The organism is Algibacter sp. L4_22, assembly GCF_023473045.1.
Classification (GTDB): domain Bacteria; phylum Bacteroidota; class Bacteroidia; order Flavobacteriales; family Flavobacteriaceae; genus Algibacter.
Map to the genome: position 1 here is coordinate 204,669 of NZ_JAMCOK010000006.1, position 21,906 is coordinate 226,574.

General features: G+C 33.4%; 20 protein-coding genes and 5 tRNA genes. 4 read left to right on the forward strand and 21 right to left on the reverse strand.

Going from position 1 to position 21,906, the window contains the following annotated elements:
- Positions 1–9: 9 nt before the first annotated feature.
- Both M4I23_RS16060 and M4I23_RS16065 read right to left on the reverse strand, forming a co-directional pair.
- A complete protein-coding gene (locus M4I23_RS16060) occupies positions 10–807 on the reverse strand; it encodes a 1-acyl-sn-glycerol-3-phosphate acyltransferase (protein ID WP_249755093.1) in 798 nt (265 codons plus the stop codon).
- A 59-nt stretch (positions 808–866) separates the two neighbouring features.
- On the reverse strand, positions 867–1,508 hold the full coding sequence (locus M4I23_RS16065) for a CoA pyrophosphatase (protein WP_158847754.1): 642 nt from the start codon (positions 1,506–1,508) through the stop codon (positions 867–869).
- Positions 1,509–1,512: 4 nt separating this feature from the next.
- Between M4I23_RS16065 and M4I23_RS16070 the strand changes: the two genes are divergently transcribed.
- On the forward strand, positions 1,513–2,205 hold the full coding sequence (locus M4I23_RS16070) for a peptidylprolyl isomerase (protein ID WP_249755094.1): 693 nt from the start codon (positions 1,513–1,515) through the stop codon (positions 2,203–2,205).
- Positions 2,206–2,237: 32 nt separating this feature from the next.
- On the opposite strand, the gene M4I23_RS16075 is transcribed toward M4I23_RS16070, so the two are convergent.
- The gene (locus M4I23_RS16075) at positions 2,238–2,903 is read right to left on the reverse strand and encodes a M15 family metallopeptidase (protein WP_249755095.1); all 666 of its coding nucleotides are present in this window, start codon (positions 2,901–2,903) and stop codon (positions 2,238–2,240) included.
- Between the two features lie 607 nt (positions 2,904–3,510).
- Between M4I23_RS16075 and M4I23_RS16080 the strand changes: the two genes are divergently transcribed.
- A complete protein-coding gene (locus tag M4I23_RS16080; protein ID WP_158847748.1) occupies positions 3,511–4,212 on the forward strand; it encodes a DUF4369 domain-containing protein in 702 nt (233 codons plus the stop codon).
- 66 nt (positions 4,213–4,278) lie between these two features.
- On the opposite strand, the gene M4I23_RS16085 is transcribed toward M4I23_RS16080, so the two are convergent.
- The 4 genes from M4I23_RS16085 to idi all read right to left on the reverse strand — a co-directional run bounded on the left by M4I23_RS16085 (position 4,279) and on the right by idi (position 5,790).
- A tRNA-Thr gene (locus M4I23_RS16085) sits at positions 4,279–4,352 on the reverse strand.
- 61 nt (positions 4,353–4,413) lie between these two features.
- On the reverse strand, positions 4,414–4,680 hold the full coding sequence (locus M4I23_RS16090; protein ID WP_158847746.1) for a hypothetical protein: 267 nt from the start codon (positions 4,678–4,680) through the stop codon (positions 4,414–4,416).
- Between the two features lie 176 nt (positions 4,681–4,856).
- The gene (locus tag M4I23_RS16095) at positions 4,857–5,267 is read right to left on the reverse strand and encodes a 6-carboxytetrahydropterin synthase (RefSeq protein ID WP_249755096.1); all 411 of its coding nucleotides are present in this window, start codon (positions 5,265–5,267) and stop codon (positions 4,857–4,859) included.
- 1 nt (position 5,268) lies between these two features.
- Positions 5,269–5,790: an isopentenyl-diphosphate Delta-isomerase gene (gene idi, locus M4I23_RS16100; protein WP_158847742.1), complete on the reverse strand. Its 522-nt coding sequence runs from the start codon at positions 5,788–5,790 to the stop codon at positions 5,269–5,271.
- Between the two features lie 381 nt (positions 5,791–6,171).
- Between idi and M4I23_RS16105 the strand changes: the two genes are divergently transcribed.
- Together M4I23_RS16105 and M4I23_RS16110 are read left to right on the forward strand one after the other, a co-directional pair.
- A complete protein-coding gene (locus tag M4I23_RS16105) occupies positions 6,172–7,761 on the forward strand; it encodes a peptide chain release factor 3 (RefSeq protein ID WP_158847740.1) in 1,590 nt (529 codons plus the stop codon).
- A gap of 50 nt (positions 7,762–7,811) precedes the next feature.
- The gene (locus M4I23_RS16110) at positions 7,812–8,045 is read left to right on the forward strand and encodes a (4Fe-4S)-binding protein (RefSeq protein ID WP_158847738.1); all 234 of its coding nucleotides are present in this window, start codon (positions 7,812–7,814) and stop codon (positions 8,043–8,045) included.
- 75 nt (positions 8,046–8,120) lie between these two features.
- Here M4I23_RS16110 and M4I23_RS16115 read toward each other — a convergent pair whose 3' ends face one another.
- The 14 genes from M4I23_RS16115 to M4I23_RS16180 form a co-directional block, all read right to left on the reverse strand.
- Positions 8,121–8,438: a DUF3467 domain-containing protein gene (locus M4I23_RS16115; protein ID WP_158847736.1), complete on the reverse strand. Its 318-nt coding sequence runs from the start codon at positions 8,436–8,438 to the stop codon at positions 8,121–8,123.
- A gap of 204 nt (positions 8,439–8,642) precedes the next feature.
- Entirely contained in the window at positions 8,643–12,944 is a 4,302-nt protein-coding gene (gene rpoC / locus M4I23_RS16120; RefSeq protein ID WP_158847734.1) for a DNA-directed RNA polymerase subunit beta', read from the reverse strand.
- A gap of 94 nt (positions 12,945–13,038) precedes the next feature.
- The gene (gene rpoB, locus M4I23_RS16125) at positions 13,039–16,851 is read right to left on the reverse strand and encodes a DNA-directed RNA polymerase subunit beta (protein WP_158847732.1); all 3,813 of its coding nucleotides are present in this window, start codon (positions 16,849–16,851) and stop codon (positions 13,039–13,041) included.
- A gap of 188 nt (positions 16,852–17,039) precedes the next feature.
- On the reverse strand, positions 17,040–17,414 hold the full coding sequence (gene rplL, locus M4I23_RS16130) for a 50S ribosomal protein L7/L12 (protein ID WP_158847730.1): 375 nt from the start codon (positions 17,412–17,414) through the stop codon (positions 17,040–17,042).
- Between the two features lie 60 nt (positions 17,415–17,474).
- A complete protein-coding gene (gene rplJ, locus M4I23_RS16135; protein ID WP_158847728.1) occupies positions 17,475–17,996 on the reverse strand; it encodes a 50S ribosomal protein L10 in 522 nt (173 codons plus the stop codon).
- Between the two features lie 19 nt (positions 17,997–18,015).
- Complete coding sequence (gene rplA, locus M4I23_RS16140) at positions 18,016–18,705, reverse strand: 50S ribosomal protein L1 (RefSeq protein WP_158847726.1); 690 nt, start codon at positions 18,703–18,705, stop codon at positions 18,016–18,018.
- Positions 18,706–18,725: 20 nt separating this feature from the next.
- Positions 18,726–19,163 (reverse strand): 50S ribosomal protein L11, encoded by a 438-nt coding sequence (gene rplK / locus M4I23_RS16145; protein ID WP_158847724.1) that lies wholly within the window; start codon positions 19,161–19,163, stop codon positions 18,726–18,728.
- A gap of 71 nt (positions 19,164–19,234) precedes the next feature.
- A complete protein-coding gene (gene nusG, locus M4I23_RS16150) occupies positions 19,235–19,789 on the reverse strand; it encodes a transcription termination/antitermination protein NusG (RefSeq protein WP_158847722.1) in 555 nt (184 codons plus the stop codon).
- Positions 19,790–19,798: 9 nt separating this feature from the next.
- Positions 19,799–19,993 carry a preprotein translocase subunit SecE gene (gene secE / locus M4I23_RS16155; RefSeq protein ID WP_158847720.1) on the reverse strand — a complete coding sequence of 65 codons (195 nt, stop codon included), beginning with the start codon at positions 19,991–19,993 and terminating at the stop codon, positions 19,799–19,801.
- Between the two features lie 78 nt (positions 19,994–20,071).
- Positions 20,072–20,144: transfer RNA gene (locus M4I23_RS16160), tRNA-Trp, on the reverse strand.
- 61 nt (positions 20,145–20,205) lie between these two features.
- Positions 20,206–21,393: an elongation factor Tu gene (tuf, locus tag M4I23_RS16165; protein ID WP_158847718.1), complete on the reverse strand. Its 1,188-nt coding sequence runs from the start codon at positions 21,391–21,393 to the stop codon at positions 20,206–20,208.
- Positions 21,394–21,456: 63 nt separating this feature from the next.
- Positions 21,457–21,528 (reverse strand) — tRNA-Thr (locus M4I23_RS16170).
- A gap of 69 nt (positions 21,529–21,597) precedes the next feature.
- Positions 21,598–21,670, reverse strand: a tRNA-Gly gene (locus M4I23_RS16175).
- A 138-nt stretch (positions 21,671–21,808) separates the two neighbouring features.
- A tRNA-Tyr gene (locus M4I23_RS16180) sits at positions 21,809–21,890 on the reverse strand.
- Between the last annotated feature and the right edge of the window lie 16 nt (positions 21,891–21,906).

Genomic DNA, 21,906 nt, shown 5'->3' on the forward strand with positions numbered 1-21,906 from the left:
CAAAATGTTTTACCATTTACGTTTTTTATTCAATTCTTCAAGAGCTGCAAGTTCTTTTTGTGGAATTACTTTAAGAAAAGAAGGATGTTGCTCAATAGCTTGTTCTATTTTTTTCACAATATCATCGTTGGTATCATTCTCGTAATCAATTTCTAAAGGTGCTTTTATTTCAAAAGATTGAAAAATGTTTTTCTTTTTTATAAATAATCCTTTTTTATCAAAAGATCTACGGAACCCATCAATAACAATAGGTACAACAATGGGTTTATAACGTTTAATAATATGTGCTGTTCCCTTTCTAATAGGCTTAAAAGGCGTAGTTGTACCTTGTGGAAAGGTAATTACCCAACCATCATCTAAAGCTTTACCAATACTAGAAATATCGCTCATTTTTACTTGACGGTTTACATCTTTACCTTCCGATCTCCAAGTACGTTCAATACTAATCGAGCCCATATAAGCCAAAATTTTAGGCAATAAACCTGCTTTCATGGTTTCCTTAGCTGCTACATAATATATATTAAGCTTTGGGTGCCAGATATAACCAATGTTTTTTATAGAATCTGTTCTTCCGCTTAAACTTGCATTAAAAACATGAAACATAGCTACAACATCTGCGAAATAGGTTTGATGATTTGAAACAAAGAGTACGTTTGTATTTGGTAAATCTTTTATAATTTCCGAACCTTCAATCTGTAGTTCATTAAAGCCACGAAATCTTCTATGCGTTATCAATCCGAAGATTCTGATAAGCCATTTCTTTAAAATTAATATATGTCCGAATGGATTTCTCTTAAACAATCCCATAAATCACGCATCAAATTGGTTAGTTAAATAGTATTTACAAATGTAACAATTCTAGCAAACTAGATAAGCTGTTTTAATAAGTCTTTAACTTCACTTAGCATCATGGCTGTCGCCCCCCAAACTATATGCCCATTTAAATTAAATGCAGGCACCTCGACTTCAAGACTATACGAGGTTTTTACCTTTTTTTGAATCACACTTTTTTCATCTAAAAAATGTTTTAATTTTATTTCTATAATAGCCTCGACTTCATCTTCTTGCTTTATAAAAGTAGGTTTTTTATATGTAACTCCCAAAAATGGATATACATAAAAGTTACTTGGCGGAATATAAACTTTACTTAATTCACGCATTACTTTTATGTTTTTAATGGGCACTCCCACTTCTTCAAAAGTTTCACGAACTGCAGCATCTTCCAAAGATTTATCGCTTGCTTCCAATTTACCTCCAGGAAACGCCACTTGCCCAGAGTGTGCGCCTTTATAGATTTTCCTTAAAATTAAAACGAAGGTTGTTTCATTGTTTTCATTCGGATAAAATAAAGATAAAACACCAGCTTGTTTGGCGTGTTTAATAGCTTCTTCTTGCTTTTTTAAAAGCTCCTGACGGAAAGGTGGTACCATTTTAAACTGAGAAGCCTCGGCTGGTAGCTGTATATTTTCTATTTTTGAAATAGATTTTAAAAATTCATCAAAATTCATTGATATGCGTATTGTATTGCTTTTATGTTTATTTTTTTTATTTCTGAATTGTGAAGATAAGCATTCTAAAAAGAAATCTACAACAGAAACTGCGGTAACAAAAACAATTAAAAAGGATACAATTCAAGAAGATCCTGATGCTTTTGAAAGGTTAGATTCTAAAAGTGCCATGGAGTTTTTTCTTGAATATGATAAACACCACAAAGAAAACAAAGTCCGGATTACAACAGATTTTGGTAGCTTTGATATTTTGCTTTATAATGAAACAAAATTCCACCGGTCAAATTTTATTTTTCTCACTAAACAGAAATATTTTGTTGACACCCAATTTTACCGCGTGATAGATAATTATATGGCACAAGCAGGTAATAGCGACGATATTAAAATTTCTAAAAAACGAGGGAAAATCGGAAAATATCTGCTTCCTCCAGATACCAAACGAGGCTTTAAACATGATCGCGGTGTAATTTCTATGCCTAGTAGTGCTATTGATAACCCACATAAATTAGCATCGCCTTATGAGTTTTTTATTATTCAACAACATGGTGGCTCGCACTTTCTAGATGGCGATTACACCGTTTTTGGGCATGTAACGCGTGGTATGGACGTTATTGATAAAATTGCAGCAGTAGATACAGGTAAAGGCGATTGGCCGTTGCTCAATATCTATATACGTGATTGCGAAATTATTGAGTAATTAGCTAAAACGCATAACAACTTTAATATAAATTATTCTATAGGGAAATCAAAAAATGTTTTAGGAAACGGCTCGCCGCGAAGTGTAAAATGCCACCATTCTTTTGAGTAATTTCTAAAACCATATTTACGCATTACCGATTGAAGTATTTGTCGATTTTCTTTTTGCTTTTCTGAAATATTAGGATAATTAACCCATGATGCTTCTCCGAAAAAATCGAACGGACTTCCCATGTCTAGAATGTCTCCAGTATTACCATCTACAATAGTTAAATCGATGGTACTTCCTCTACTATGGCCAGATCTTGTAGCAATATAGCCTGATTTAAACAATATTCGTTTATTAATTTTAGGATAAAAAATAGATTTATTGATAGTATCGCTCAAATCCCTAGCCCAACGTATAAAGTGATTTACGCCTTGTTGAGGTCTATAACCATCGTATACTTTAAGGCATAAATTTTCATCTTCTAATTCAGCTTGTACCAAACGTAGAGCTTCAGCAGCCTGTTTTGTTAAAATTAAACGGTTAGATTTATAACCATCTACTCGCTTGCCAACAAAATTATAGGTGGTATTATAGCGCAACTCAACATTTAAATCTGGAATTATATCTTTAACATAAACAAAACCCTTAGGTAATTGTGCAAATGAAAAGACAGAGAATAGTAGAACTAAATAGAGAAATTTCGACTTCATAATAGCAAAGTTAGCTAAAATAATGAAACCCAAAATAATTAGACATAAAAAAAACCGAGTTCCCTCAAACTCGGTTTTCTATCATTTGCGTTATTATTATGAGGTTAGATTTGGGATTCCATTTCAACAACATAATGCAAATACTAATTAATTAATCCATTGAACTAAAAGGTGTGTTATTTAGAACACTCCAAATATATAATTTAGAAACTTAACGAAACGATTAAACACACTTAAAATCGATGAAATACACTTAATTTTAACACTTAGAGATTAAATAATCGATAAAATCGATGAAACGCATGGTTTTTTATTACTTACTATTAAAATTACCTACATGTATTAAACAAAAAAAGCACCCGTAAACGGATGCTTTTTTTCTAACTAACCAATCAAAATATGAGTTACAATTCTAAAGTTTAAAGTAACCACTCAATAAACTATTTATATAGAATATAACTATTACTCTAAAAGCAAACGGCGTGCCAAACTTTAAGTGCTTGATAATTTTAAGTTCTTTTTAACGTAAATAATTCAATTATGGGTATTAGTATTTAAAATATAAAAGTGAGATATTTGTAACACTTAAAAAAAAGCATAATTTTCTATGAATAGAGTACTTGTAATATTATTAGTTTGTTTGATGGTTTCTTGCGGAAAAGAACAACACGACTTAACCGTTAAAGGCCATATTAAAGGTTTAAAAAAAGGAACCGTTTATCTTAAAAAAGTAAAAGACTCTGCTCTTGTTAATGTAGACTCTTTAGTTATAAGTGGAAATCCAAATTTCGAATTACATAGCAACTTAGAAACTCCTGAGGTTTTCTTTCTGTTTTTAGACAAAAACAGTAAACGAGAAGATGGCATTTCATTTTTTGCAGATAAAGGTATTACGGAAATAAACGCAACCCTTAAAAATTTCGCTTATGATGCAAAAATTATTGGATCGGAACAGCAAAAGGTATTAGAAAATTACCAAACCATGATTGGTAAATTTAACGGAAGAAATTTAGATTTAATAAAAGATAAGTTTGAAGCACAAATGGCTGGAGATACTTCTAAACTAAAAGTAATCCAAAAGCAAACTGAAAGTATCTTAAAAAGAAGATACTTGTATACTGTGAATTTCGCTCTTAATAATAAAGATAGTGAAGTTGCACCTTATTTAGCTTTAACCGAAATATACAACGCTAAAATAAGCTTATTGGATACCATTAATGTATCTCTAACAGAAAAAGTTAAAGCATCTAAATATGGAAAGGAATTGCAAGCGTTTATTGATGAAATTAAAGCTTCTGAAAAAGAATAATAAACCTTACTTTTTACACATAAAAAAAGACCTTTCAAATTTGAAAGGTCTTTTTTGTTTTTTAAGAGCCGATGGAGGGACTCGAACCCACGACCTGCTGATTACAAATCAGCTGCTCTAGCCAGCTGAGCTACATCGGCTTTTTTAACGAGTGCAAATATAATATCTTAAATTACATGTGCAACATTTAAGTTAAAAAATTTATCCTAAATTATTGATTTTTTCGATTAAAGCCAATCCTTTTGATTCTAACTCAGCATTAATTGCTTTAAAGTGTGCTTTTGCATTATCACTTTTAGTATTTACTTTAACTATTAACTCATCAAAAGTAGCAATTGCTTCATCAATAATTGCTTCGCTTTCTTTAGTATCTTTATCTGTGTTTGCATATTCCCAAACATATACTGCTTCTATAATATCACCTAAAACATAATTAATATCTTTTTTTAGGTTTTTAACATTTGCCATTTTTATCGCTTTTAAATTTTTACAAAATTAAACATAAACTTCTAAACCTTTAACATTTTTAAGACTATTTTAATCGAACGCTCATTTCATCTCTAATAAACCTTATTTTAAATACTTTTAGACTCGAAAAACTGATACTTTCTTAATATGTTTTTGTCTAAAAAAATTAATAACATTTACTTCCCAGAATATCTCACAAAATTCCTTGGCGTTTCAAAAAGGGTTATTTCTAATGCAAGGCTCGCATTTAATTTTGGTTTTATTTTATTGTAAATAACAACAGCTATATTTTCGGCTGTTGGGTTTAGATCTTTAAATTCAGGAACTTCTAAATTTAAATTTTTATGATCTAACCGGTCTTCAATTTCAATTTTAATAAGTTCTTTTAAAACTTTCATATCAACTACAAAACCCGTTTCTTTATCTATTTCTCCTGTAACACTAACAATCAGTTCGTAATTGTGCCCATGAAAGTTTGGGTTGTTACATTTCCCGAAAATAGCATCATTTTTTTCAAAACTCCAGTCTTTTCGGTACAATCGATGCGCTGAGTTAAAATGCGCTTTTCTGTTAACTGTTACTTCCATATTAAGCTATGTTTATATGCTCGTAGAATTTTTCGAATATTATTTTAAACCACTCCGTATATTGTTTGGGGTGTTGTGCCATATCAACTTCTACGGCATCTAAAGTCATCCATTTCCAACTAGCTACTTCATCTGGATTTATAATAGGTTCTCCATTGTAGTTACCAACCATTATATGATCAAATTCATGCTCGGTTAATCCATTATCAAACGGCGCTTTATATATAAAAGATATCGTTTCCTTTAATTCTACCACAAAACCCATTTCTTCTTGCAAACGTCTTTTTCCTGCCTGAAGATTACTTTCTCCATCTCGTTGATGGCTACAACAAGTGTTAGTCCAAAGTCCCGGAGAATGGTATTTATTTAATGCACGCTGATGCATCATTAATTCATTTTTATCATTAAAAACAAATACTGAAAATGCGCGGTGTAAAACGGCTTTTTCATGAGCTTCTAACTTAGGCATTAAACCTATTTGCTCATCTTTTTCGTTTACTAAAACAACTTTTTCTTCAATCATAGTTTACAAAAATACCAACTAATTCTTAAAAAAAAGAATAATACTTCTTTAAACAGAAAAAGTGCTTCTTAATAAATACTATTTTTAATTTCTAGACCATTTCGTACTTTATGCTTATTGTTTCATTTTTACTGTAATAAAAATAATCAACTATTCTAAGATTTAAAAATTAATCCAAATTAAATTTGAATCGTTAACTAAAACATTAATTTTCTTCGTTGAATTGTAAAACTGCAATTCTTATTTTATCAAAAAATATCAATTTTTAATAAGCTTAAATTATAAAAAACATCCCTTTTAATTCAAACAAAAGCAAAATGGGCTATTTATAAATAGTATTAAATATGTAATAACATTTATATTTGCCAAAATTATATTTTTATGTCTTTTTTAAAAGAAATACAACGCAGACGAACTTTTGGTATTATCTCGCATCCCGATGCCGGTAAAACAACCTTAACAGAAAAATTACTTTTATTTGGTGGAGCTATACAAGAAGCTGGAGCTGTAAAAAGTAATAAAATAAAGAAAGGTGCTACAAGTGACTTTATGGAAATTGAACGCCAGCGTGGAATTTCGGTAGCAACATCTGTACTTGCTTTTGAATATAACGGTATTAAAATAAATATTCTTGATACACCTGGACATAAAGATTTTGCAGAAGATACTTTTAGAACTTTAACAGCAGTAGATAGTGTTATTGTTGTTATTGATGTAGCAAAAGGTGTTGAGGAACAAACCGAAAAATTGGTTGAAGTTTGCCGCATGCGAAACATACCTATGATTGTTTTCATTAATAAAATGGATAGAGAAGGTAAAGACGCTTTCGATTTATTAGATGAAGTTGAACAAAAACTAGGGTTGAAAGTGGCTCCTTTGAGTTTTCCAATTGGTATGGGTTACGATTTTAAAGGTATCTATAATCTTTGGGAGAAAAATGTTAATTTATTTAGTGGAGATAGTAGAAGAGATATCGAAGAAACTATTGAAATCTCGGATTTATCATCACCAGAATTAGATAAGTTAATAGGCGAAAAAGCTGCAAATACATTACGTGAAGAAATTGAATTGGTAGAAGGTATCTATCCTAAATTTGATAAACAAACCTATTTAAACGGCCAACAACAACCAGTATTCTTTGGTTCGGCTTTAAATAATTTTGGGGTTCGTGAATTATTGGACTGTTTTGTAGAAATAGCCCCAAAACCTAGACCAAAACAAAGTGAAGAGCGTTTAGTGCAACCAGACGAAACTAAATTTACTGGGTTTGTGTTTAAAATCCATGCCAATATGGATCCTAATCACCGAAACCGTTTAGCATTTGTTAAAATTGTTTCGGGCGAGTTTAAACGTAATGCGCCATATTTACATGTAAGACATAATAAAAAAGTAAAATTTTCTAGTCCTAATGCTTTTTTTGCTGAAAAGAAAGAAATTGTTGACATCTCCTATCCTGGTGATATTGTAGGTTTACAAGATACGGGGACTTTTAAAATTGGAGATACTTTAACCGAAGGGGAGATTTTAAACTATAAAGGTGTTCCAAGTTTTTCTCCAGAACATTTTAGGTATATTAATAATGCCGACCCTTTGAAATCGAAACAACTTTTTAAAGGTATCGATCAATTAATGGACGAAGGTGTTGCGCAATTATTCACTTTAGAGCTTAATGGTAGAAAAGTAATTGGAACTGTTGGTGCACTTCAATATGAGGTTATCCAATACAGATTAGAGCATGAATATGGTGCAAAATGTACTTATGAAAACTTAAATGTTTTTAAAGCTTGTTGGATAGAGCCAGAAGATCCTAAAAATGAAGAATACAAAGAGTTTGTGAGAGTAAAACAACGTTTTCTTGCAAAGGATAAGCAAAATCAATTAGTGTTTTTAGCCGATTCTTCCTTTTCCTTACAAATGACACAACAGAAGTATCCAAGTATTAAATTTCACTTTGTTTCAGAGTATAAATAATCAAATAATTTCAACCAAACCAAAATTAAAATAAGTTCGTATAATTTATTATGAAGATTAAAGCCAGAGAATTTAGTAATAACGATATTACTATAACCTACGATCCTTTTGTGTGTTCCTTATCTGGAACATGTGTAAAAGCACTTCCTGAAATTTTTAGTAACAAAGTTATTCCGTGGATTAATATAGAAAACGCAGAGCCAACTCATGTTATTAATCAAATAAAAAAATGTCCTTCTGGAGCTTTGCAATATAGTTACAGAGTTAAAAAGAAGGCGAGTTAATTTTATCCATTTAATAAATAAAACATATAAGTAAAAAAATCCCTTTAATAAATTATTAAAGGGATTTTTATTGTTTTAAGCTTGTCCAGTTGGACCAAAATTTAACGGTATTGGTGGCTGTTCATAATCTTTAATTTCACCGTGTGCACTCTCAAAACGTGTTACATTTTCACTTAACGCTTTTAACAAACGCTTGGCATGCTGGGGTGTTAAAATAATACGAGATTTTACTTTACTTTTAGGAACACCAGGCATGATATTCACGAAATCTACTACAAATTCGGAAACCGAATGATTTATAATTGCTAGATTAGAATAAGTTCCTTCTGCTACTTTTTCATCTAACTCTATATTTATTTGTCCTTGTTTAGGATTTTCTTTTTCGTTTGCCATTGCAAATTTTATTTTTTACTTCCACAAAATAGGAAGCCTATATTAATAAATCGTTATTCAAATAAAAAAAGTCCTACTAAAATTTAGCAGGACTTTCTATTGTTTTTAATAAAGCCCAACCTGCGTTGGGTTCTTGAAACAGTATCAAGATAAATACGACTATCAGGCTTTACTTCACTAATGTTGGTAAAGCCCGAGTCTTATTTAATTATAATTTAATTCTTGTTTTACTTGCATCATTTCATCAAACTCTTCTTTAGAGCCAACGATAATGTCCGTGTAACTTCTCAGACCTGTACCTGCTGGAATTCTATGACCAACAATTACATTTTCTTTCAAGCCTTCTAAAGAATCTATCTTACCAGCTACTGCTGCTTCGTTAAGTACTTTAGTTGTTTCTTGAAAAGAAGCTGCCGAGATAAACGATTTAGTCTGAAGTGATGCTCTTGTAATACCTTGTAGTATTGGTGTAGCCGTTGCTGGCTGTGCATCCCTTGCAGAAACAAGTACTTTATCTTCACGACGTAATATAGAATTCTCATCTCTTAATTCACGAGGTGAAACAGTCTGACCTGCTTTCAAGTTTACAGAATCTCCAGCGTCTTCAACTACTTTCATTCCGAAAATATTATCATTTTCTAAGATGAAATCAGATTTATGAGCTAATTGATCTTCTAAGAAAACAGTATCACCAGAATCAATAATTCTAACTTTACGCATCATTTGACGTACAACAACCTCAAAGTGCTTATCGTTAATTTTCACACCTTGTAAACGATATACTTCCTGTACTTCGTTCACTAAGTATTGTTGAACTGCCGATGGGCCTTTGATATTCAAAATATCGTTTGGTGTAATAGAACCATCTGATAAAGGCATACCTGCTTTTACATAATCATTCTCTTGTACAAGAATTTGATTAGATAATTTAACTAAGTACTTTCTAATATCACCAGTTTTAGACTCTATAATAATCTCACGGTTACCACGTTTGATTTTTCCGAAAGAAACCACACCATCAATTGCACTAACAACTGCTGGGTTAGATGGGTTACGAGCTTCGAACAACTCAGTTACACGAGGTAAACCTCCTGTAATATCACCCGCTTTCGCAGATTTACGAGGTATTTTCACTAAGACTTTACCAACAATAATTTTCTCTCCATCGTCAATCATAAGGTGAGCGCCAACTGGTAAGTTGTAAGAACGCATTGTTTCACCATTTGAATCTTCAATATGAAGCGTTGGAATAAGCTTTTTGTTTCTAGATTCAGAAATTACTTTCTCTTGGAAACCTGTTTGCTCATCTATCTCTACTTGGTAAGTAATACCTTGTTCGATGTTTTCATACTTCACTTTACCAGCAAACTCTGAAACAATAACACCGTTATATGGATCCCAAGAACAAACTTCATCTCCCTTAACTAATTTATCACCATTTTTAACTAAAATAGTAGAACCGTAAGGAATGTTGTTTGTACTTAATACAATACCCGTTTTCTTATCAATAAGTTTAAGTTCAGATGTACGAGAGATTACAATATCGATATCTTTACCTTCGTTATCCTTACCTTTAACTGTTTTTAAATCTTCAATTTCAGCAATACCATCAAACTTAACAACTAATTTGTTTTCTTCTGAAATATTACCAGCAATACCACCCACGTGGAATGTACGAAGCGTTAACTGTGTTCCTGGTTCACCAATAGATTGGGCAGCAACTACACCAACAGCTTCACCTCGTTGTACCATTTTACCGGTAGCTAAATTACGACCGTAACATTTAGCACATATACCTTTTAAAGCCTCACAACTTAATGCAGAACGAACTTCCACAGATTCAATTGGAGATCTTTGAATGGATTTTGCTATATCATCTCCTATTAACTCACCAGCTGAAACTAACAACTCATCATTTAACGGGTTATATACATCATTTAATGATACACGACCAACGATTCTCTCTTCTAAAGTTTCAACAACTTCATCATTTTTCTTCAATGCTTCAACTTCAACACCACGTAATGTTCCACAATCTTCTGTGTTAACAATAACATCTTGTGAGACATCTACTAAACGACGTGTTAAGTAACCTGCATCTGCCGTTTTAAGGGCAGTATCCGCAAGACCTTTACGCGCACCGTGAGTAGAGATAAAGTATTCTAAAATTGATAGTCCTTCTTTAAAGTTAGAAAGAATTGGATTTTCAATAATTTCACCACCACCTGCGTTAGATTTTTTTGGTTTTGCCATTAATCCACGCATACCTGTAAGCTGACGAATTTGTTCTTTAGAACCCCTTGCACCAGAATCAAGCATCATAAACACCGAGTTAAATCCTTGTTGATCTTCTCTAATACGTTTCATTGACAATTCAGTCAATTCAGCATTCGTTGAAGTCCAAATATCAATAACTTGGTTATAACGTTCGTTGTTGGTAATAAGCCCCATATTATAGTTACCTGTAATACCTTCAACTAAACCATTAGCCTTATCAATCATTCCTTGTTTCTCTGGTGGAATAATAATATCACCTAAACTAAATGATAATCCACCTTGGAATGCAAACTTAAATCCTAACGTTCTAATACTATCTAAGAAATCAGCACATTCAGGAACTGAAGTTGCTTTTAAAATATCACCAATAATATCTCTAAGAGACTTTTTGGTTAATACTTGATTAATATATCCTGCTGCTTGCGGTACGTGTTGATTAAATAATACACGACCTACAGTAGTTTCAATAATCATTTTATCAAGTTTACCATCTTCATTAATGTCGATAGTTCTAACCTTGATACCAGCATTTAAGTCTACTTTACCTTCATTGAAAGCAATTTCTACTTCTTCTGGAGAATAAAATGTTAACCCTTCGCCTTGAATTTTAACTTCTGGAGTAGAAGTACGTAGCTTGGTCATATAATAAAGACCAAGTACCATATCCTGAGAAGGTACTGTTACTGGAGCACCATTCGCTGGGTTTAAGATATTGTGTGATGCCAACATTAATAACTGACATTCCAAAATAGCTTCTGGTCCAAGTGGTAAATGCACCGCCATTTGATCTCCATCAAAATCGGCATTAAATGCTGCACATGCTAATGGGTGTAATTGAATTGCTTTACCTTCGATTAACGTAGGTTGAAACGCTTGAATCCCCAAACGGTGTAATGTAGGCGCACGGTTAAGTAATACTGGATGCCCTTTAAGAACATTTTCCAAAATATCCCAAACCACTGGCTCTCTTTTATCTATAATTTTCTTTGCAGATTTTACAGTTTTTACAATTCCTCTTTCAATTAGTTTTCTAATTACAAAAGGTTTATAAAGTTCTGCTGCCATATTTTTTGGCAATCCACATTGATGTAATTTTAATTCTGGCCCAACAACAATTACCGAACGTGCAGAATAATCAACACGTTTACCAAGTAAGTTTTGACGGAAACGTCCTTGCTTACCTTTTAATGAATCGGATAATGATTTTAATGGACGATTAGAATCTGTTTTTACAGCAGACGATTTACGTGTGTTATCTAACAATGAATCTACAGATTCTTGTAGCATACGTTTTTCATTACGTAAAATAACTTCTGGTGCTTTTATTTCAACTAATCTTTTAAGACGGTTGTTTCTAATAATAACACGACGGTATAAATCATTTAAATCTGAAGTTGCAAAACGGCCACCATCTAAAGGCACTAATGGTCTTAATTCTGGCGGAATAATTGGCACAACTTTCAAGATCATCCATTCTGGACGGTTTTCTCTATTTTCATTAGAATCACGTAAAGCACCTACAACTTGTAAACGTTTTAAAGCTTCTGTTTTACGTTGTTTAGACGTTTCAGTATTTGCTTTATGACGTAATTCATAAGATAATTCTTTTAAATCGATACGTGCTAATAAATCTATTAAACACTCAGCACCCATTTTAGCTAAAAACTTGTTAGGGTCTTCATCATCCAAGTACTGATTATCTTGTGGAAGGGCTTCAAGAATATTTAAGTATTCTTCTTCCGTAAGGAAATCCATTTTTTGTAATGGTTCACCTTCTTCATTTTTAGCGTTACCTGGCTGTATTACTACATAACGTTCGTAGTAAATAATCATATCTAATTTCTTAGATGGTAAGCCTAATAAATAACCAATTTTGTTTGGTAAAGAACGGAAATACCAGATATGAGCTACAGGAACAACTAAGTTGATGTGCCCTACTCTATCACGACGTACTTTCTTTTCTGTTACTTCTACACCACAACGATCACAAACGATCCCTTTGTAACGTATTCTTTTATATTTACCACAAGCACACTCATAATCCTTTACAGGACCGAAGATACGCTCACAGAACAAACCATCTCTTTCTGGTTTGTGCGTACGATAATTGATAGTTTCTGGTTTTAAAACTTCACCTCTCGATTCTGCTAGAATAGATTCTGGTGATGCTAAACCAATTGAGATTTTATTAAACCTCTTTACTGTATTCTTATCTTGTTTTCTTGCCATGTTTTTTAAGTCTTCAGTTTCAGTTCTCAGTCAACAATATTCAGTCTAATAAAATAGTCTGTTTAATGTTGACTGCTTACTGCCAACTATTTTTTTACTCTTCTAATCTGATATCCAATGCTAAACCTTTCAATTCATGCATAAGTACATTGAATGATTCTGGTAATCCTGGATCTGGCATTGGCTCACCTTTTACAATAGCTTCGTAAGTTTTGGCTCTACCAATTACATCATCAGATTTTACAGTTAAAATTTCTCGTAAAGTACTTGATGCTCCATAAGCCTCAAGTGCCCAAACTTCCATCTCACCAAAACGTTGACCACCAAATTGTGCTTTACCACCTAATGGTTGTTGTGTAATTAATGAGTAAGGTCCAATAGAACGTGCGTGCATCTTATCATCAACCATGTGTCCAAGTTTAAGCATGTAAATCACACCAACAGTTGCTGGTTGATCGAAACGCTTACCTGTTCCACCATCGTATAAATAAGTATGTCCATATCTTGGAATTCCAGCTTCATCTGTAAATCCGTTAATTTGTTCTATAGTAGCACCATCAAAGATTGGCGTTGCGTAAGTACGACCTAATTTTTGACCAGCCCATCCAAGAACTGTTTCATAAATTTGACCAATATTCATACGAGACGGTACACCAAGTGGATTTAATACAATATCAACAGGCGTTCCATCTTCTAAGAATGGCATATCTTCTTGACGAACGATACGCGCTACAATACCTTTATTACCGTGACGTCCTGCCATTTTATCACCTACTTTAAGTTTACGTTTTTTAGCGATATAAACTTTAGCTAGTTTTATAATTCCTGCTGGTAACTCATCACCTACAGAAATAGTAAACTTCTCACGACGTAACGATCCTTGTAAATCGTTTTCTTTAATTTTATAGTTGTGGATTAAATCGGCAACTAAAGTATTTGTGTGCTCATCTGTAGTCCATTTTCCAGACACTAAATGCGCATAATCATCAACAGCATTTAACATTTTAAGTGTGAATTTTTTACCTTTTGGTAATACTTCTTCACCTAAATCATTAAAAATACCTTGTGCAGTTTTTCCATTTACGATATTAAAAAGCTTTTCGATTAAAACATCTTTTAAATCATCAAACTTTCTATCATATTGCGCTTCTAAAGCTAAGATATCATCTTTATCTTGAGCTCTTTTACGCTTATCTTTTACTGCTCTTGCGAACAACTTCTTCTCAATAACAACACCATGTAATGAAGGAGACGCTTTTAACGACGCATCTTTTACATCACCTGCTTTATCACCAAAGATAGCACGTAATAATTTTTCTTCCGGTGTTGGATCTGATTCTCCTTTTGGTGTAATTTTACCAATTAAGATATCGCCAGGCTTAACCTCTGCACCAATACGGATCATTCCATTTTCATCTAAATCCTTAGTAGCTTCTTCAGAAACATTAGGTATATCATTAGTTAACTCTTCGTTACCTAATTTTGTGTCTCTAACATCTAAAGAATACTCATCGATATGTATAGATGTGAAAATATCTTCACGAACTACTTTTTCTGAAATTACAATTGCATCCTCAAAGTTATACCCTTTCCAAGGCATAAAGGCTACTTTCATATTTCTACCAAGTGCTAATTCACCTTTTTGAGTTGCATAACCTTCACATAGAACCTGACCTTTAGAAACTATATCGCCTTTTACAACAATTGGTGTAAGGTTGATTGAAGTTCCTTGATTTGTTTTACGGAATTTAACTAATTTATAAGTTTTAATATCGCTATCAAAACTTACTTTAGCTTCATCTTCAGTACGATCGTATCTAATTTTAATTTCGTTTGCATCAACATAAAGTACCTCACCTCTTCCTTCTGCGTTAATTAAAACACGAGAATCTGAAGCTACTTGACGCTCTAATCCTGTTCCAACAATTGGTGCATCTACTCTTAATAAAGGCACTGCTTGACGCATCATGTTAGATCCCATCAAGGCCCTATTCGCATCATCATGTTCTAAGAACGGAATTAACGACGCCGAGATAGACGAAATTTGATTTGGTGCAACATCCGTATAATCTAACTTTGTAGGCTCGATTACTGGGAAGTCACCTTCCATACGTGCAATTACCTTATCATGTAAAATTTTACCGTTTTCATCAACCTTAACAGTTGCTTGAGCGATTAATTTTTCTTCTTCTTCTTCTGCACTTAAATAAGTTGGTTCATTAACAATATCAACAACACCATCAGTTACTTTTCTATATGGTGTTTCAATGAATCCCATTGAGTTCACTTTAGCAAATACTGAAAGTGAAGAAATAAGACCAATATTTGGTCCCTCAGGAGTTTCAATTGGACATAAACGACCGTAGTGTGTATAGTGAACATCACGAACCTCGAAACCTGCTCTCTCTCTAGAAAGACCACCTGGTCCAAGAGCCGATAAACGACGCTTATGCGTAATCTCAGCTAATGGATTTGTTTGATCCATAAATTGAGATAACTGGTTTGTTCCAAAGAAAGAATTAATAACAGACGATAAAGTCTTAGCATTAATTAAATCGATAGGAGTAAATACCTCGTTATCACGAACGTTCATACGTTCACGAATAGTACGAGCCATACGTGCTAAACCAACACCAAATTGAGAAGATAATTGCTCACCAACTGTACGAACACGACGGTTAGATAAGTGATCAATATCATCAATCTCAGCTTTTGAGTTAATAAGCTCGATTAAGTATTTTATAATAGTTATGATATCTTCTTTGGTAAGCACTTGCTTATCCATACCAATATCCAACTGTAATTTTTTGTTCATTCTGTAACGCCCAACTTCTCCTAAAGAGTAACGTTGGTCTGAGAAGAATAATTTATCAATTATTCCACGCGCTGTTTCCTCATCTGGCGGCTCAGCATTACGTAATTGTCTATATATATGTTCAACAGCCTCTTTTTCAGAGTTTGTTGGATCTTTTTGAAGTGTGTTATGAATAATAGCGTAATCGCCTTGTTCATTACTTTCTTTATGTAAAAGAACAGTTTTAACATCAACTTCAAGAATTTCTTCTATGTTGTCTTTATCTAAAATAGTATCACGATCAAGCACAATTTCATTACGCTCAATTGAAACTACTTCTCCAGTATCTTCATCTACAAAATCCTCATGCCAGGTATTTAATACACGGGCTGCTAATTTTCTTCCTAAGTACTTTTTTAAACCAGATTTCGATACTTTAACTTCTTCAGCTAAATCGAAAATCTCTAAAATATCTTTATCACGCTCAAAACCGATTGCACGGAAAAGCGTTGTAACAGGTAATTTTTTCTTTCTATCAATGTAAGCATACATCACTTGATTGATGTCTGTAGCAAACTCAATCCAAGATCCTTTGAATGGTATAACCCTTGCTGAATATAATTTTGTTCCATTCGCATGGAAAGATTGACCGAAGAATACACCAGGTGAACGGTGTAATTGTGATACAACAACACGCTCAGCACCGTTGATACAAAATGTACCAGAAGGTGTCATGTAAGGAATAGTACCTAAGTACACATCTTGAACAATGGTTTCAAAATCTTCATGTTCAGGATCGGTACAATATAACTTTAACCTTGCTTTAAGCGGAACGCTATATGTTAAGCCACGCTCAATACACTCTTCAATAGCATATCTTGGTGGATCGACGAAGTAATCTAAAAATTCTAATACGAATTGATTACGAGAATCAGTAATTGGAAAATTTTCCATGAAGGTATTATATAAACCTTCATCACCTCTTTCTTCAGATTTAGTTTCTAATTGGAAAAAATCTTGAAAAGATTTTATCTGAATATCCAAAAAGTCGGGGTAATCTGTCTTATTTACAATAGACGAGAAATTTAATCTTTCAGCTTGTGTTGACAACATCAATAGACGGAATTATGATTAAAAAAATAGTGATAGTGCTTTAAAACACTAATTAAACTGCAAAAAACAAGTCAAGAAATTTGAGTTGTTTTGTATTACTTTCGGTATAAATACTCTTATACACAAAATGGTCTAGGTCTGGTAGCGCGTGCTCCAGACCTAAACCTTATGTTTTTGAGATGTTAAGTTTATTTTAACTCAACCTCTGCTCCAGCTTCTTCTAACTGAGCTTTTAAAGCTTCAGCTTCGTCTTTAGTTACAGCTTCTTTGATTGCACTTGGTGCATCATCAACTAAACCTTTAGCTTCTTTTAAACCTAAACCAGTTAATTCTTTAACTAATTTCACAACAGCTAACTTAGAGCTACCTGCAGCTTTTAAAATAACATCAAATTCAGTTTGAGCTTCTTCAGCGTCTCCACCAGCAGCAGGACCAGCAACAGCAACTGCAGCAGCAGCAGCAGGCTCGATACCGTACTCATCTTTTAATATAGTTGCTAACTCATTTACTTCTTTTACAGTAAGGTTAACTAATTGTTCTGCGAAATCTTTTAAATCTGCCATTTTTCTATCGTTTTAATAAATTTTAATAATATAATGTAATAAAGTGCGTACTATTTAATACTATTCTGGTCTCTCAGAAAGTGTTTTGATAAGTCCAGCTATAGTTCCGCCACCTGATTTAAGTGCTGAAATAACGTTCTTAGCAGGCGATTGTAATAATCCTATAATCTCTCCTAATAACTCTTCTTTAGACTTAATATCAACTAACATATCTAATTGATCGTCACCGATATAAACAGATTCCTCAATGAAAGCTCCTTTTAATAAAGGTTTTTCAGCTTTTTTACGGAAAGTTTTAATAAGTTTCGCTGGTACGTTACCTGTTTCAGAATACATCACAGATGTATTTCCTTTTAATACAGATGGAAGGTTTCCGAAATCTCTTTCTGATGCTTCCATTGCTTTTTCAAGTAATGTATTCTTTACAACTGCTAATTTTACGTTTGCTTTAAAACAAGCACGACGTAAATTTGAAGTAGTATCTGCATTTAATCCTGAAATATCAGCTAAATAGATATTTGCATTATTAGCTAATTCTGCAGTTAACTCCTCAATTACTTGTGATTTTTCTTCTCTTGTCATAATAAAAGTTTTAACTTAATTAACCAATTTTAGGATCAACAGCAATACTCGGGCTCATTGTAGAAGACATAAAGATGCTTTTTACATAAATCCCTTTTGAAGCCGTTGGTTTTAGTTTCATTAAAGTTGTTAATAATTCATTTGCATTACCTGCAATTTTATCTGCACTAAAAGATGCTTTTCCAATAGCAGCGTGTACAATACCAGTTTTATCAACTTTAAAGTCAATTTTACCAGCTTTTACTTCTGTTACAGCTTTTGCTACATCCATAGTTACTGTACCTGTTTTTGGGTTAGGCATTAAACCACGTGGGCCTAATACACGTCCTAAAGGACCTAACTTACCCATAACACTTGGCATAGTAATAATAACATCAACATCGGTCCAACCGCTCTTGATTTTATCAAGATACTCATCTAAACCTACGTAATCTGCTCCAGCTGCTTTAGCTTCGGCTTCTTTATCTGGTGTTACTAATGCTAATACTTTTACATCTTTACCAGTACCATGCGGAAGTGAAACAACACCTCTCACCATCTGGTTAGCTTTACGTGGATCTACTCCCAAACGTACAGCTAAGTCAATTGACGCATCAAATTTCATGTTAGAAATATCTTTTACTAATGCTGATGCTTCAGTAAGAGAATATACTTTCCCTTTTTCAATTTTCGCTAAAGCGTCTTTTTGCTTTTTTGTTAATCTTGCCATTTTCTAATGTCTTTAATAGATTAATTAGGGAATTGCCCTGTTACAGTTATTCCCATTGATCTTGCAGTTCCAGCTATCATTTTCATTGCAGATTCGATAGTAAATGCATTTAAATCTACCATTTTATCTTCTGCGATAGTTTTAACCTGATCCCAAGATACTTTAGCTACTTTTTTACGGTTTGGCTCTCCAGAACCCTTCTTCACTTTTGCTGCTTCCATTAACTGGACTGCTGCTGGAGGAGTTTTAATAACAAAGTCAAACGACTTGTCTTTAAAAACAGATATAACAACTGGTAATACTTTACCAGCTTTATCTTGGGTTCTAGCATTGAATTGCTTACAGAACTCCATGATGTTAACACCAGCGGCTCCTAAAGCGGGTCCAACCGGTGGCGACGGATTCGCAGCACCTCCCCGAACTTGTAACTTAACTACTTTACTTAATTCTTTTGCCATTTTTAATAATTTAATTCGATGTAATTTCTCATTTGGAAGCGAAAAATTATATCTATCTTAATGTAACACTATTATACTTTTTCTACTTGCATATAGCTTAATTCTAATGGTGTTTTTCTTCCAAAAATTTTCACCATTACTTCTAGCTTACGCTTTTCTTCATTTATGTTTTCGATTGTACCATCAAATCCATTAAAAGGTCCGTCAATTACTTTAACAGTTTCACCTCTTGTATATGGAATTGCTACCATAGCACTTTCTTCAACAGCCAACTCATCCACCTTACCTAACATTCTATTTACTTCAGATTGTCTTAAAGGTACAGGATCGCCTCCTTTAGTTTCACCTAAAAACCCAATAACATTAGTCACTGAACGTATAATATGAGGAACTTCACCTGTTAAATTTGCTTGTACCATAATATATCCTGGGAAGAATACTTTTTCTTTATGGACTTTTTTTCCGTTACGGATTTGAATAACGCGTTCTGTAGGAACTAATACCTGATCAACATAATCAGTAAGACCTAAACGAGCAATTTCATTCTCGATATATGTCTTAATTTTATTTTCTTGACCACTTACAGCACGAACAACATACCATTTTTTTTCACTTACTTCAGACATAATTCTTTTTTATTTAATTAGATCAAAGTAAAATGAAATAACATTACTAAATACTGTATCTACTCCCCAAATTACTAGAGAGAATATAATTGAAAACACAGCAACCAAAATGGTTAAACTTTGAGCTTCTGCCCATGTTGGCCAACTTACATTGTTTTTAAGTTCCCCAAATGATTCTTTTATATAATTTACAAATCCAGCCATTTTTACTTTTTTTTACAACATCGATAAACGATGCTTTGTGTAAATTTAATTGAGACTAAAAGTCTCTTGTTCTTTTTGCACGGGCGGAGAGACTCGAACTCCCGACACCTGGTTTTGGAGACCAGTGCTCTACCAACTGAGCTACGCCCGTAAATGAAATCAAGGTATTCCAATTTGGAATACCTTAACTTCTTTATATGCTTAAGACTATATTAGTCTAAAATTTCAGTTACTTGACCAGCACCAACTGTTCTACCACCTTCACGAATTGCGAAACGTAAACCTACAGTCATTGCAATTGTTTGAATTAATTCAACAGTAATAGTTAAGTTGTCTCCTGGCATAACCATTTCAACACCATCAGGAAGCGCAATGTTTCCAGTTACATCAGTTGTACGTACGTAAAACTGTGGACGGTAATTGTTATGGAATGGAGTATGACGTCCACCTTCTTCTTTCTTAAGGATGTAAACCTCAGCTTTAAATTTAGCATGTGGAGTTACAGAACCTGGCTTAACAATAACCATACCTCTAGAGATTTGAGATTTCTCAATACCTCTTAATAAGATACCAGCATTATCACCAGCTTCACCTCTATCTAATATTTGACGGAACATTTCGATACCTGTAATAGTAGATGTCAATTTCTCAGCACCCATACCAATAATTTCTACAGGATCTCCAGTGTTTGCAATACCAGTTTCAATACGACCAGTTGCAACAGTACCACGACCAGTAATAGAGAATACATCTTCGATAGGCATTAAGAAAGGTTTATCAACCTCACGTAATGGCTCTTCGATCCAAGAATCACAAGCTTCCATTAATTCTAATACTGTATCAACCCACTTTTTCTCACCGTTAAGTGCACCTAAAGCAGAACCAGCAATTACAGGTCCATTATCTCCATCGTATTCATAGAAAGATAATAAATCTCTAACTTCCATGTCTACTAATTCGATTAATTCTTCATCATCAACCATATCCACTTTATTCATGAATACAACGATACGAGGAATACCTACCTGACGTCCTAATAAGATATGCTCACGAGTTTGTGGCATTGGACCATCTGTAGCCGCAACTACTAAAATAGCACCATCCATTTGAGCTGCACCAGTTACCATGTTCTTTACGTAATCCGCGTGACCTGGACAGTCAACGTGAGCGTAATGACGATTTGCTGTTGCATATTCTACGTGAGAAGTATTAATTGTTATACCTCTTTCTTTTTCTTCTGGAGCGTTATCAATTTGATCAAATGATCTTGCTTCTGAGAAACCTGCATCAGCTAATACTTTAGTAATAGCAGCAGTTAAAGTTGTTTTACCGTGATCTACGTGTCCAATTGTACCAATGTTTAAGTGTGGTTTTGAACGATCAAAAGTTGCCTTTGCCATGTTTTTAAAATGATTTAAATCTTTGTTATATAATAATATTAATGTATTCTAATTCTTTCTTTGAGCCAATGACGAGAATTGAACTCGTGACCTCTTCCTTACCAAGGAAACGCTCTACCCCTGAGCTACACCGGCCTTTCATTTACGATTGCCGATTTTAAATTTACAATTCGAAAACTATAAATTATAACTCGTAAATTTTTGAGCGAGAGACCAGGTTCGAACTGGCGACATTCAGCTTGGAAGGCTGACGCTCTACCAACTGAGCTACTCTCGCATTTAATTAAAAACTTTAAATCTTAAAATTTAGAATTCTACAAAAGTAGAGCTCTTTTTCTTAGATTCAAAAATCTTTAAAAGGTATTATCAACATTTCAATAAACTTCTTAGATTAATCGCTTAATCTATAAAATTGTGGGGAGAGCAGGATTCGAACCTGCGAAGACGTAGTCAGCAGATTTACAGTCTGCCCTCGTTGGCCGCTTGAGTATCTCCCCAAAAATTCAATATTTC

Bases quoted from the DNA above. Each gene is read 5' to 3' on its own strand.
- M4I23_RS16060 (WP_249755093.1), bottom strand. From the start codon at position 807: ATGGGATTGTTTAAGAGAAATCCATTCGGACATATATTAATTTTAAAG.
- M4I23_RS16065 (WP_158847754.1), bottom strand. From the start codon at position 1,508: ATGAATTTTGATGAATTTTTAAAATCTATTTCAAAAATAGAAAATATA.
- M4I23_RS16070 (WP_249755094.1), top strand. From the start codon at position 1,513: ATGCGTATTGTATTGCTTTTATGTTTATTTTTTTTATTTCTGAATTGT.
- M4I23_RS16075 (WP_249755095.1), bottom strand. From the start codon at position 2,903: ATGAAGTCGAAATTTCTCTATTTAGTTCTACTATTCTCTGTCTTTTCA.
- M4I23_RS16080 (WP_158847748.1), top strand. From the start codon at position 3,511: ATGAATAGAGTACTTGTAATATTATTAGTTTGTTTGATGGTTTCTTGC.
- M4I23_RS16090 (WP_158847746.1), bottom strand. From the start codon at position 4,680: ATGGCAAATGTTAAAAACCTAAAAAAAGATATTAATTATGTTTTAGGT.
- M4I23_RS16095 (WP_249755096.1), bottom strand. From the start codon at position 5,267: ATGGAAGTAACAGTTAACAGAAAAGCGCATTTTAACTCAGCGCATCGA.
- idi (WP_158847742.1), bottom strand. From the start codon at position 5,790: ATGATTGAAGAAAAAGTTGTTTTAGTAAACGAAAAAGATGAGCAAATA.
- M4I23_RS16105 (WP_158847740.1), top strand. From the start codon at position 6,172: ATGTCTTTTTTAAAAGAAATACAACGCAGACGAACTTTTGGTATTATC.
- M4I23_RS16110 (WP_158847738.1), top strand. From the start codon at position 7,812: ATGAAGATTAAAGCCAGAGAATTTAGTAATAACGATATTACTATAACC.
- M4I23_RS16115 (WP_158847736.1), bottom strand. From the start codon at position 8,438: ATGGCAAACGAAAAAGAAAATCCTAAACAAGGACAAATAAATATAGAG.
- rpoC (WP_158847734.1), bottom strand. From the start codon at position 12,944: ATGGCAAGAAAACAAGATAAGAATACAGTAAAGAGGTTTAATAAAATC.
- rpoB (WP_158847732.1), bottom strand. From the start codon at position 16,851: ATGTTGTCAACACAAGCTGAAAGATTAAATTTCTCGTCTATTGTAAAT.
- rplL (WP_158847730.1), bottom strand. From the start codon at position 17,414: ATGGCAGATTTAAAAGATTTCGCAGAACAATTAGTTAACCTTACTGTA.
- rplJ (WP_158847728.1), bottom strand. From the start codon at position 17,996: ATGACAAGAGAAGAAAAATCACAAGTAATTGAGGAGTTAACTGCAGAA.
- rplA (WP_158847726.1), bottom strand. From the start codon at position 18,705: ATGGCAAGATTAACAAAAAAGCAAAAAGACGCTTTAGCGAAAATTGAA.
- rplK (WP_158847724.1), bottom strand. From the start codon at position 19,163: ATGGCAAAAGAATTAAGTAAAGTAGTTAAGTTACAAGTTCGGGGAGGT.
- nusG (WP_158847722.1), bottom strand. From the start codon at position 19,789: ATGTCTGAAGTAAGTGAAAAAAAATGGTATGTTGTTCGTGCTGTAAGT.
- secE (WP_158847720.1), bottom strand. From the start codon at position 19,993: ATGGCTGGATTTGTAAATTATATAAAAGAATCATTTGGGGAACTTAAA.
- tuf (WP_158847718.1), bottom strand. From the start codon at position 21,393: ATGGCAAAGGCAACTTTTGATCGTTCAAAACCACACTTAAACATTGGT.